This window comes from Exiguobacterium sp. s21 (genome assembly GCF_018617975.1).
Taxonomy (GTDB): domain Bacteria; phylum Bacillota; class Bacilli; order Exiguobacteriales; family Exiguobacteriaceae; genus Exiguobacterium; species Exiguobacterium mexicanum_A.
This window is the reverse complement of sequence record NZ_JACSLF010000020.1, coordinates 6,995-19,407: the sequence shown is the minus strand read 5'-3', so window position 1 is coordinate 19,407 and position 12,413 is coordinate 6,995. Positions and strand designations below refer to the sequence as shown.

8 protein-coding genes, 2 tRNA genes and 1 other annotated feature are annotated in these 12,413 nt (G+C 49.9%); of the genes, 7 read left to right on the top strand and 3 right to left on the bottom strand.

Annotation, left to right across the window (positions count from 1 at the left end; genetic code table 11):
- The first annotated feature begins 304 nt into the window (after nucleotides 1-304).
- Nucleotides 305-1,768, top strand: coding sequence for an IMP dehydrogenase (guaB, locus tag KNP06_RS14890; protein ID WP_034781919.1), 1,464 nt, complete (start codon nucleotides 305-307; stop codon nucleotides 1,766-1,768).
- Nucleotides 1,769-1,812: 44 nt separating this feature from the next.
- On the opposite strand, the gene KNP06_RS14885 is transcribed toward guaB, so the two are convergent.
- From KNP06_RS14885 to pdxR, 3 genes are all read right to left on the bottom strand, one after another.
- A complete protein-coding gene (locus KNP06_RS14885) occupies nucleotides 1,813-5,241 on the bottom strand; it encodes an alpha-amylase family glycosyl hydrolase (protein WP_214712907.1) in 3,429 nt (1,142 codons plus the stop codon).
- A gap of 138 nt (nucleotides 5,242-5,379) precedes the next feature.
- Nucleotides 5,380-5,994, bottom strand: a complete 615-nt coding sequence (locus tag KNP06_RS14880) for a class A sortase (RefSeq protein ID WP_214712906.1) — start codon at nucleotides 5,992-5,994, stop codon at nucleotides 5,380-5,382.
- Nucleotides 5,994-7,394 (bottom strand): MocR-like pyridoxine biosynthesis transcription factor PdxR, encoded by a 1,401-nt coding sequence (gene pdxR, locus KNP06_RS14875; RefSeq protein WP_034781910.1) that lies wholly within the window; start codon nucleotides 7,392-7,394, stop codon nucleotides 5,994-5,996. Before pdxR ends, KNP06_RS14880 begins: the two co-directional genes overlap by 1 nt.
- Before the next feature lie 284 nt (nucleotides 7,395-7,678).
- Here pdxR and pdxS point away from each other — a divergent pair, with 284 nt between their 5' ends.
- The 6 genes from pdxS to KNP06_RS14845 all read left to right on the top strand — a co-directional run bounded on the left by pdxS (nucleotide 7,679) and on the right by KNP06_RS14845 (nucleotide 12,413).
- The gene (gene pdxS, locus KNP06_RS14870) at nucleotides 7,679-8,569 is read left to right on the top strand and encodes a pyridoxal 5'-phosphate synthase lyase subunit PdxS (RefSeq protein WP_214712905.1); all 891 of its coding nucleotides are present in this window, start codon (nucleotides 7,679-7,681) and stop codon (nucleotides 8,567-8,569) included.
- Between the two features lies 1 nt (nucleotide 8,570).
- On the top strand, nucleotides 8,571-9,149 hold the full coding sequence (pdxT, locus tag KNP06_RS14865) for a pyridoxal 5'-phosphate synthase glutaminase subunit PdxT (protein WP_034781903.1): 579 nt from the start codon (nucleotides 8,571-8,573) through the stop codon (nucleotides 9,147-9,149).
- 87 nt (nucleotides 9,150-9,236) lie between these two features.
- Entirely contained in the window at nucleotides 9,237-10,481 is a 1,245-nt protein-coding gene (locus tag KNP06_RS14860; RefSeq protein ID WP_308162326.1) for a D-alanyl-D-alanine carboxypeptidase family protein, read from the top strand.
- An 18-nt stretch (nucleotides 10,482-10,499) separates the two neighbouring features.
- Nucleotides 10,500-10,707, top strand: a binding site (T-box leader).
- 52 nt (nucleotides 10,708-10,759) lie between these two features.
- On the top strand, nucleotides 10,760-12,043 hold the full coding sequence (serS, locus tag KNP06_RS14855) for a serine--tRNA ligase (RefSeq protein ID WP_214712904.1): 1,284 nt from the start codon (nucleotides 10,760-10,762) through the stop codon (nucleotides 12,041-12,043).
- A 154-nt stretch (nucleotides 12,044-12,197) separates the two neighbouring features.
- A tRNA-Ser gene (locus KNP06_RS14850) sits at nucleotides 12,198-12,288 on the top strand.
- 39 nt (nucleotides 12,289-12,327) lie between these two features.
- A tRNA-Ser gene (locus KNP06_RS14845) sits at nucleotides 12,328-12,413 on the top strand.

Sequence of the window (12,413 nt, the reverse complement as noted above, 5' to 3'; positions counted from 1 at the left end):
CAGCGCCGAAAGTAGTTGGGGGTCTCCCCCTGTGAGGATAGGACGTTGCCAGGCCAACGCGAAGGACGATCAAGCATCCGCTTGGTCGTCTTTTTTTGTAGATTGTCATTAAATTTTCTATTCGTAAGCGACACATACAATCTAATTCCGAACATTAAAAGATGAAAGTGAATGGAACGAACACAATTCTGAACTTTCTGAACATCGTGAATTGAATTGCACTTTCGCCCTATACCTGTTACCATTACAGAAATATTTCGAAACAAAGATTCGGGTCCGATAGGGAAAGGGGCAATCGATTTTTATGTGGGAAAACAAGTTTGCAAAAGAAGGATTAACGTTTGATGACGTGTTACTCGTACCGCGCTTTTCAAATGTCTTGCCAAGAGATGTGAGTTTGAGCACTAAACTTTGTGAAGGTCTAGAGTTGAACGTACCAATCATCAGTGCAGGTATGGATACGGTCACAGAAGCTCCGATGGCCATCGCTATGGCACGCCAAGGCGGTCTAGGAGTCATTCATAAAAACATGTCGATGGAGATGCAGGCAGAACACGTCGATCGCGTTAAACGCTCGGAGAACGGCGTCATCACGAACCCATTCTATTTGACGCCTGAGCGTCAAGTGTACGATGCAGAGTACTTGATGAGTAAATACCGTATCTCAGGTGTTCCAATCGTTAATTCGGAAACCGAACGCAAATTGATCGGTATTTTAACAAACCGCGACCTTCGCTTCATTAAAGATTACTCGACAGTGATTGCGGATGTCATGACAACGGAAAACCTCGTCACCGCAAAAGTAGGGACGTCCCTTGAAGAAGCAGAACGCATTCTTCATCAACATCGGATTGAAAAATTACCGCTCGTTGATGATTCAGGTGTGTTAAAAGGTCTCATTACGACAAAAGATATTGAGAAAGTCGAACAGTTTCCGCACGCAGCGAAAGACAAACAAGGTCGCTTACTCGTTGCAGCCGCCGTCGGTGTCACGAAAGATGCCGCATCGCGTGCTCAAATCCTTGTCGATGCTGGTGTCGATGCTCTAGTGGTAGACACAGCTCACGGGCATTCAGCCGGCGTCATTGAGAAAGTAAAAGAGTTACGTGACATGTTCCCGACACTCCCGATTATTGCAGGGAATGTCGCGACAGCCGAAGCAACACGGGCTTTGATTGAAGCCGGTGCATCGGTCATCAAAGTCGGGATTGGCCCAGGGTCAATCTGTACGACACGAGTCGTAGCAGGTGTCGGCGTTCCACAAATCACAGCGGTATACGATTGTGTCACAGAAGCTAGAGAACATGGTGTCACAGTCATTGCCGATGGTGGAATCAAGTATTCAGGTGATATCGTGAAAGCAATTGCGGCTGGTGGTCATGCGGTCATGCTCGGTAGTCTTCTCGCTGGTGTGAAAGAGAGTCCAGGTGAGATGGAAATCTATCAAGGACGTCAGTTCAAAACATACCGTGGAATGGGTTCTGAAGCCTCGATGAAACGTGGAAGCCAAGATCGCTACTTCCAAGAAGCGGACAAGAAATTCGTGCCGGAAGGTATTGAAGGTCGTGTCGCTTATCGTGGCGAGTTGGCAGATACGGTGTATCAACTCATCGGTGGCCTTCGCTCAGGAATGGGTTATTGTGGGGCAGCTGACATTCGGGCGTTACGCGAAGATACGCAGTTTATCCGCATGACAGGGGCTGGCTTGCAAGAAAGCCACCCACATGATGTTCATATCACTAAAGAAGCTCCAAACTACTCACGTTAAACGAAAAACCGTTGTCTCGATTCAGAGGCAACGGCTTTTTATTATTATTTTTTAGCTTTGTTGACAAGAATGACTGTACCGCCATCATCTTGCGCAGGCAAGCTGACCGTGACTTTGCCATCTCGTTTGACCACATAGTTTCGACCACTATAGCGATCGACAAGTTTCGTCTTATACTTAAGGTTCGTTTGGAACGTAATCGTCCGCTTCGCCTCTGTCGTATTCAAGGCAACAAGGATCGAGTCCTTGCCGTGTTTTCGTTCAAAGACAGAATATCCCTTCGCAGACCCACCCGAGATAACGGCCCGTGTTCCTTTGCTAAATACTTTCGAATAGTCAGCACGAATATTGAGAAGCTTCTGGTAGTGCGTGTGCATCGCTTTGCCTTCTCCTTTGACTCGCTTCCAGTCGAAGTCATAACGGTTTTCATTGAACTCGCCTTTATCCATATCCAAGGCATGTTTTCCTGACTGACCGACCTCTTCACCATAGTAGATGACAGGTTGACCTTTCGCCGTCATTTGAAGCGAAGCGGCGACCATGTGTTTTCCTTCATCTCCTCCGGCACGTGATACGAGGAAACCGTCTTCGTCATGACTACTGAGGAACTGTCCGAGCGTCGCTTCATTCGAGAGTTGTGTGTTGCGGTATTGGAGCGCACTCTCAACGTCATCAATATTCCCATTGATGAACCGCTCAGCTTGATATTTGAAGTCAAAGTCGAGTAGCGAATCCATTTGGCCGCTCTGTAAGTAACCGCCCGTGTTGTTTACACTCGCGCCGTAATGTTCTCCAATCATCTTGAAGTCTGGTTTAAGTGCCGTTAACTCGTTTTTGAACGATTTCCATGTTGTCGAATCGACGTGTTTGACTGTATCAACGCGGAAGTAGTCGATGGTGTTACCTTTTTTCGTCTTCGAGCGTTTAATCCAATCTGTCTGCCATTTGACGAGTTGTTCACGAACAGCTGCTTCCTCTGTTTTAAAGTCTGGCAGCCCAGAGAGTGACATTTTTAAATCATCCCCATCGACCGGGTTCGAACGAATCATCCCCTCGAACGCTTTACGTTCCTGATTTGTCGGGAAGTTTGTCGCACCTGTGTCCACAGCTCCTGGTTCCATGCCGTAGCCAGGGTGGTTCAGGACGACGTCGACCATAATCTTGATGCCACGTGCGTTTGCTTCGTCGATGAGACGATGGAACGCCTTCATATCCCCAAGATGCTCATCGAGTTTTTCGAAGTTTTTCGCCCAATAGCCGTGGTAGCCGTACTGTGAGCCGTCTTTACCGTAACGAAGATCCCAATCAATGTTGTCGACGATCGGTGTGATCCAAATTGTATTGATACCTAACTTGTCCAAATAGTCGAGTTTTTTCGTGACGCCGGCAAAGTCGCCGCCGTGATACGACTCAAGATGGTCTTGGTCGTAGTATTCACCATTCGGGTTATTATTCGTTTTATCCCCGTCATAGAAGCGATCGGTCAGCATGAAGTAAATCCGAGCCTCGTCCCAATCAAATTCTTGCTTATCTTTCATGGAGACCGGTCGGACCGTCAACGATGTTTTCGTCTTATGAACGTTTCCGTATTGGTCGATCGCCGTAATCGTCAAATACTTATTGCCTGGTTTGACAGTATCTTTCACTGCAATCGTCTGTTTGTTCAGTGCCGGGTCGACCGCTAGTTTGGCTGGTCCACCGAGTGGACGGGCATCGATGTACATTTCTCGTAATTGGACACCTTTTGGCAACGTCGGCTTCACCTGGACGACCGCGTTTTCTCGAGAACTAATCGCTTTTGGAGCAACAGAAGCGGTCAATTTGACGTTGGGACGACGATATTCAACGCTCGACGCCTCAAAGTAAGGGTCTTTCACTTCAGTCGTGACACCGTCTTTCGTGACAAGGAATGTATAATCATGCTCCCCTTCCGGCAATTTTACCGTATGACGGAACCATTCGTTCTTCGCTTCGTAAGTCATCGGGTATGTCGTGCCATTGACTTTTAACGCGACGCTGTCGATTTCATCGAGTTGTCCTTCTTCATACAATGCTTTGTCACGGTAGAAGAACGTGACGGCACCATCTTCAAACACGGGCCCTTGAATCGTCGGTACTTGGTGGAACGTTCCTTTTCCGCTCTCGACGACGACCTTTGTGACTCGATCATTGCCGAGTTTCACATAACGGTCTTCCCCGTAACCATCCTTCACGGCCCAATCCGTGCCTTTGCGGATGACAAAGCCTACGTTGGTCGCATCTTTTCCGACCGGGATACGGAAGACGGCACCTTCTTCAGTGATTTTGTATGGATCTACTTGGCCATCTTTGGCACCAGTGCTCCACGTCCATAAATTCCAATCGGTATAATCGTTGTCGGCCCGGACGTACAACATCTCGATGTAGCGTTGTGTTTTCCATGGATCGGCGATTTCAGTGATGGTTTTAAATGACGTCGTCAATGCCGGTAACGTCGTGTTCGACAGGTTTCCTTTCACAGCGTCCGCGGGAAGGGTCGCGGTATATGTTTGATTCAAGCCGAGTGCTTCGGTCGGTGTGACGGTCACTGTCGATCCGCTCGCTTCAGCCGTGAACGGTACAGCTGTCTCGCCATTCATCAAGCTGATGTTCGAAGCGTCTAACGACACAGGTTCATTGAACGTCCAAGTGATTGGGGATTTGATGTCCACTTGTTCCGATTGATTGGCCGGTGTGACTGCTGTCACTTCGAGTTGACTGACCGTCTCGACACCGCTCAACGTGAAGGCTGGGCTATATACCGATTGTGTCGACGGAGTAGCCGAAACGTTCCAACTATCGGCGACTTTGTTGGCCGAATTACTTGGAATCGTGTCGAACGCACCATGCTCGGTAGCGTTATTCCCACTGAGTACCGTGAGGACCCGAACGGTATCCTCGTTGCTTAGGCCAAGCAGGGACAATGGGATTTTGCCTTCAAAGCCTTTCGTGCGGTCAATAGCAAACGAGGCGCCGTTCAAGTTGCTTAAGTTTGCGAGTGGTGTGGATTTACCTGCTTCATACAGAGCAGCTTCTTTTACTGATGTATCGCCATCGACGCGAAGTAAAATATGATACTGTGGTTTTTTATCGGTTTGGCTAAAGTTGAACGGATAGCCAAGCGGGTTTGTCGCTACGCCTGAATCTTGTTCATTGATTTGGAGGGCGATATTTATGTACTGACCATTGTCGCCCCAGTTCGGGACGTTGTTCGCATCCACATAAAAGTAAAGGTTACGCGCATCGTTCTGCAGATAGACGTCTCCTAAATCGAATCCTTGCCAACCCGCCTGTGGGGATGTGGCGAGCGCTGGCGTATTCGCCCAATCCGTTTTTAAGCCATCAATCGAGATTGTCGCAGGCTCGGCCAATGCGTTCATCGGGACGCCGGCTTGGATGAGGAGAACGGATGATAAAAGTAACGTGGTCGTCTGTCGTGCCGTTTTCTTCTTCATAAAGCACCTCTTTCATGGAATGTGTCGTCTACAGGGCAACGAATTGTCAAAATTGTGCAAACGGTTTCAGTAATAGTTTAGCTGAATATGTAAGCGCTCATAATATTTTTTTTGAAAAATAATAAAAACGCCTATCGGTTAGAGAGGCGTTTGGTTCACGAAGCGTCCTTTGACAATCAAACGTTCGGTCGCATCGAACGTGCATGTGACGAGTGTAATCGTCGGTTCTGTTGTCGGGTCGAGCACGTCGACCCGTGTCGGGGGGACAGTCTCTAGGGAAGTAACTTCGTACTGGAACGTGTGCTTCATGTCGGTTACATAGATGGACATGCCGATGTCGAGGGTATGGAGTGGCCCGAACAGTGCGGTCGGGCTTTGCGTATAGTGGCCGGCAAGTGCGTAGTTTCCGGTCCCCATGTGCTGGGACGGATCCATCGTTCCGGCACCGACAGCCAAGTTCTCGTTATCGAGGCCATATAAAATGGGCAGTTCGAGGTTAACATCTGGAATGGAAATGAGACCCAGGGTCGGTAGTTCGTGAAACCGATTGCGCACAGTCAATAGTTGTTCCCAAGATAACGGCTCGACGTTTGAAAACTCAAATTCGCCGGTTTCGGGCTGTTTCGGTTGAATCTCGGCGGTCACTTGTTGACTGTTCCACGTCGCGAGTTGATCTTTCCCCCACGATTCGGATAACAGGAGTGTACCGATTAATAAGAGGAGACCACCGACGAAATAGCGTGACCGTTTCATCAATCTCTTCCTTTCTCAATGTTCCAACACGACATGAGTGCACTGACGGCAGCGGGTAATACTTCTTCAGATAAGGCGGCAAACCCGAATAAAAGCTGTGGGACCGTATCGCTTGAGTTGATGCGATAATCGGTCATCGCATTGATTCGAATACTTGCGGCTTCGGCCAGACGTTTTAATTCTTCGCTCGACTTTGTCGTTTGGACAGATAGCACAACATGAAGCCCCGCGCTCGCCCCTGTGATGGAGACAATCGGTTCGTACGGTTTGAAAGCGGCGATGATGATTTCAAGTTTACGTCGATATGTTTTCCGCATCCGGTTCAAGTGTTTCTCAAAATCACCGGTCGCCATAAATTCGGCCAACGTGTGTTGCTCGAAGCGGGGCACGCTGCATGTGAAGTGACGATAACGTTCCCGGTAGCGATTCAACAGCGGAGGGGGGAGCACCATATAACCGATTCGCAATGAAGGCATTAGCGATTTCGAGAACGTGCTCAAATAGACGACCCGCTCGTTTTGATCCATGCTTTGCAAGGACGGGATGGGCTTACCGCTATAACGGAATTCGCTGTCATAATCGTCTTCGATCACATATGTTTGCTGCTCCGATGCCCAGTTGAGCAGACGTTGACGGCGGCTGACCGATAAAATCGTTCCGGTCGGGAATTGATGGGCCGGTGTCACATAAAGGGCATCGATGGCTGCTTGTTCCACCACATCGACACGGACGCCACTCTCATCGACAGGAATTGGAATGAACGTCCGTCGTTGATGGGCGAAAAGTTGGCGGGTGAGCGGATACCCCGGATCCTCAATGCCGAACGTCGTGGTATCCGGCAACAGTTCTAACAATTGGGGCAACAGCTGCTCGGTTCCTGATCCGACAACGATTTGCTCGGGAGAACAATGCACACCGCGCGAATGATAGAGATAGGTCGCAATCTCTTGACGAAGGACGAAATCGCCTTGTACAGAGCCAAGTGACAGCAAATCGTGATGTTCTTCCGAGACGACTTGTTTTAAGTGCCGGCGCCAACGTTCGAATGGGAAAGCGGTCGTGTCGATTTGACTCGGATACAAGTCGAACTCATATGTTTTTTTCACCGGGAGCGGTTCGATGACGCTACTGCCGCGCCGGACGTACAGTTCTTCTTGCGGTAACACGTAGAAGCCTTTGCGTGGCAACGACTCGATATATCCTTCCGCGAGCAGCTGGGCATAAGCCAGTTCAACTGTCGTTTGTGATACATCTAAAAACTCGCCTAACTTACGTTTGGACGGAAGTTTTGTCCCGGTGGTGAGGGTGTCATCGACGATGGCTTGTCGAATGTGCAAATAGAGTTGTTCATATAACGGGACGCTCGAGTCAGCCTCGAGCGAGAACGTGAGCATATCCATGGTGTGTCCTTTCTAGTCAGCCAAAGAAAAAATAGAGCATGAATCCGATAACGAGTAGGAGTGAAAACACTCCGGCTTTCCCGAAAAAGCTTCGTCCATGCGCCTCGTCACGACTGTTCCATTGGTCCATTCCATCATCTCCTTTACTCTTTACAACATTCGAGAATCGGGAAATGAAGTCCTTTGTTTAAACTGACCACTTCAAAAAATATAAAACTGGCACTTTCAATATAGTCAAATCAATTTATACTTGCAAGTAGACTAGCTTATTGGAGGGAATCCATTTGGAAAAGAGACAAGTAGGGACAGACAAAGTAAAACGCGGTATGGCCGAGATGCAAAAAGGTGGCGTCATCATGGACGTTATCAACGCAGAGCAAGCCAAAATTGCTGAGGCAGCAGGTGCAGTTGCCGTCATGGCACTCGAGCGCGTACCTTCAGATATTCGCAAAATGGGCGGCGTTGCTCGTATGGCCGACCCGACAATCATCGAAGACGTCATGGGTGCGGTATCGGTACCGGTCATGGCGAAGTGCCGGATCGGTCACATCGCTGAAGCACGTGTCCTTGAATCAATGGGGGTAGATTTCATTGACGAGAGCGAAGTATTGACACCGGCTGACGAAGAGTTCCACCTCTACAAACGTGACTACAACGCACCATTCGTCTGTGGCGCGCGTGACCTTGGTGAAGCATCACGCCGCATCGGCGAAGGGGCAGCAATGATTCGGACGAAAGGTGAACCGGGAACCGGCAATATCGTTGAAGCAGTTCGTCACATGCGTACCGTTCAAGCCCAAGTGAAACGCTTGCTCTCGATGAGCATCGACGAAGTGATGACGGAAGCGCGTGACCTTGGTGCCCCGTTTGAAGTACTCATGCAAATCCGTGAAGCAGGTCGCCTCCCGGTCGTCAACTTCGCAGCAGGCGGAATTGCGACACCAGCCGATGCGGCACTCATGATGCACCTCGGAGCGGACGGCGTCTTTGTCGGATCAGGAATCTTCAAAGCGGAGAACCCTGAGAAATTTGCCCGTGCCATCGTCGAAGCAACGACATACCATGATGACTATGAGCGCATCGCGCACTTGTCGAAAGGACTCGGCGAAGCGATGAAAGGGCTCGACGTCCGTACGCTCAAACAAGAAGAACTCATGGCACCGCGAGGTTGGTAAGATGACCACGATTGGTGTACTCGGAATGCAAGGTGCGATTCGCGAACACGTCCATATGCTCGAAGCACTTGGTGCGAATACGCTCGTCGTCCGCTCGGTCGATGACTTAAATCGAATCGATGGACTCGTCTTACCGGGTGGGGAGAGCACGGCGATGCGTCGCCTACTCGATCGGTACGAGTTGCTCGAGCCGTTACGTGAGAATACGGAGTTGCCGATGTTTGGAACGTGCGCTGGTTTGATTTTGCTCGCGACCGAAGTCGAAGGATATGATGCGCACTTGCGTAAAATCCCAATGACGGTCAAACGAAATGCGTTCGGACGACAAGTTGATAGCTTTGAAGTCGATTTGACTGTCAATGGAATCGATGACACTGTCGAAGCAGTGTTCATTCGAGCGCCGCAAGTCGCATCGGTCGAAGCGAGCGTCGAGGTGCTCGCCGAGGTCGAAGAAGCGATTGTCGCGGTTCGGTATGACAAGTATATGGCCTGCTCGTTCCACCCGGAATTGACGGACGACTTGTCGATGCACCGCTATTTCTTGGACATGGTTGAAGCGACGAAGCGACAACTCGTCTGATTGAAAGGTTCCCTAGCAAATAGGGAGCCTTTTTCATGTGTTTTTTTGCTACACTGTAACGAGATACGTATAGAAAGGGGCAAGACCGTGAGACAAAGATGGATCGGATGGATGCTCGTTTGGGCTATCCTTTTAAATATGATCGTGCCGACGGATGCATCGGCGGCACCTAAAGTTGATGCGACCGGCGCGATGCTTGTGGACATGACGACGGGACAAATCCTGTTCTCACAAGAAGAGGACGCCATGCTTCCTCCGGCATCAATCACGAAGCTGATGACCGCATTTTTAGTCCGAGAAGCTATCGAAGCGGGTGACCTCAGTTGGAACCAAGAAGTGACCCCGAGCGACAAGGCGTTGGCGCTGACCCGAAAACCAGGATTGGCTCGGATTCCGCTCGTCAATAAACCGTACACGGTAAAAGAACTTTACGATGTGGCGTTGATTCGTTCCGCGAACGAGGCAGCGGTCACATTGGCCGAGGCCGTCTCTGGTTCGGAAGGGGTATTCGTGAAGAAAATGAACGAACGGGCGACCGAACTGGGCATGACCCAAACGACGTTCGCCAATGCATCGGGACTTGACTCTGTGTCAGCGGGACGTCCAGGGGAGAATTTGACATCGGCCAATGATTTGATGATGCTCGCTTTGGCGTATTTGACGAAGTTCCCGGAAGTGCTCGATGTGACGAAACAAGCGTATGTCGACATCGACGGGATCCGCTTCGAAGCGACGAATCGGATGCTCGCCGGTCGAGATTTAGCCTATCCGGGCATGCTTGGCTTCAAAACGGGCACGACCGACGATGCCGGTTACTGCTTCATCGGCGTGTCGACGCGAGATGGACGTACCGTGCTGTCGGTCGTTCTCGGAGCGAAGACCGATCAAGGACGCTATACCGCTACAAAGGCTCTTCACGACTATGCATACGGAGATTTCGTCTTAACCCCGATTTTACGGACAGGCGAAATCGTCCCGGCGACGCTCCATGTCGCTGAAGGTGCGGTCGAGATAGCGAAAGTGCGCACGACGTCGGCCTTTGAAGTGCTCGTCGAGAAAGGGCAGGATGTACCTGAACCGACTTACGATCTTCCGGATACGAAAGCCCCAATTGCGGCCGATCAACAGGTCGGGACCGTCACCATCGAGCCTTCTGGAAGCGTTCGGTATCTAGATGGTGAACTTCCACCTAAAGGAACGCTCGTCGCGGCCGAACCGGTCGAGATGGCGTCGTTTTTGACACGTATGACGCGTGCCTTCTCCGACTTTTTAGATGAGATTCGACTCGTGCTCGGAAAACTGAGTCTTGTCGATAGAGTTGAGATGTTGTAAAGTAAAACTAATTCAATGACAGATGCAATGATGGGGAAAAGTACGTTACGGTCATCTACTGACAGAGAGCTAGTGGTTGGTGCAAACTAGTGGGATGATGTAACCGAATCGGCCTCGGAGCATTGGCTTGGAAACAAGTCACGTTACGCACACGTTACGTGCATCGAGTGGCCCGATTTCGGGCAACGAGGGTGGCAACGCGGATCCAAGGTGGTTCGTCCCTTTCCTACGGGAAAGGGGCGTGCCACCTTTTTTATGTGAAAAAGGAGGAATAATGAATGTTAGACATTAAACGATTACGAACAGATTTTGAAGAGATTAAAACGAAGCTAGCTCATCGCGGCGAGGATTTGAGTGCGCTTGACCGTTTCCCAGAGTTGGAAGAGAAACGCCGCAACTTGATCAATGAGGTTGAAGTGAAGAAAGCGAAACGAAATGAAGCGACGAAGCAAATTGCGGAATTAAAACGCAACAAACAAGATGCGGATGCACCGATTCTCGAGACACGTCGCCTCGGGGACGAAATCAAATTGCTCGATGAAGAGTTGCGTGAAGTCGAGGCCGAATTGAACTTGATTCTCCTCAGTATCCCGAACATCCCGCACGAATCAACGCCGATTGGAGAAACGGAAGACGATAACGTCACCATCCGTGAAGTCGGAACAAAACCGACGTTCGAATTCGAACTCAAACAACATTGGGACGTCATGGAAGATTTGAAAATTGTCGATGTGGAACGAGCGGGTAAAGTGACAGGCAGCCGGTTTGTCTTTTATAAAGGTCTCGGCGCCCGTCTCGAACGTGCCCTCATCAACTTCATGATGGATATGCATGCCGATGAACATGGCTATTCTGAGGTGCTCCCTCCTTATATGGTCAACCGCGACGCGATGACCGGGACGGGACAACTTCCTAAATTTGAGGAAGACGCATTCAAAGTGGCGGATACGAACTATTTCCTCGTACCGACGGCAGAAGTTCCGGTAACGAACATGCACCGTGACGAGATCATCACGGAAGACCAACTTCCAATCACGTATACGGCGTATAGCGCTTGTTTCCGTTCAGAAGCGGGATCAGCTGGTCGCGACACGCGTGGGCTCATTCGTCAGCATCAGTTCAACAAAGTCGAGCTCGTCCGGTTCGTGAAACCTGAAGAGTCTTATGAACAACTCGAGCTCTTGACGGGCCACGCTGAAGAAGTGCTTAAGCGTCTCGGTCTCCCATATCAAGTGCTCAGCATGTGTACGGCCGATCTCGGCTTCACGGCTGCGAAGAAATATGACATCGAAGTATGGATGCCGGCGCAAGGGATGTATCGCGAGATTTCATCTTGCTCGAACTTTGAAGACTTCCAAGCGCGCCGGGCCGGAATCCGTTTCCGTCGCGAAGCGAACGCGAAGCCGGAATTCGTCCACACGCTTAACGGATCTGGTCTCGCTGTCGGCCGGACCGTCGCTGCGATTTTAGAGAACTTCCAACAGGCTGACGGTTCAGTCGTCATTCCAGAAGTGCTACGTCCATATATGGGCGGTATCGAGAAAATTGAAATGCCTCACTAATGAACAAACCAACCCGTCTGAAACGGATCATTCAGGCGGGATTTTTTTGGTTTTTTTAATGTTTTTGCACAAAAGGGTTTGACATCTGCTTGCCAAGTTGATACTATAAATCATGTCGAGCGAGATGATTGCTCACCAATTGTATATGAGCTTTGGAGGTGTACCCAAGTGGTTTAAGGGAACGGTCTTGAAAACCGTCAGGGGTGTAATAGCCTGCGTGGGTTCGAATCCCACCACCTCCTCCATTTTTATTTTTGGAGGCTCAACAATTTCATATTTTTTTTGGAGGTGTACCCAAGTGGTTTAAGGGAACGGTCTTGAAAACCGTCAGGGGTGTAATAGCCTGCGTGGGTTCGAATCCCACCACCTC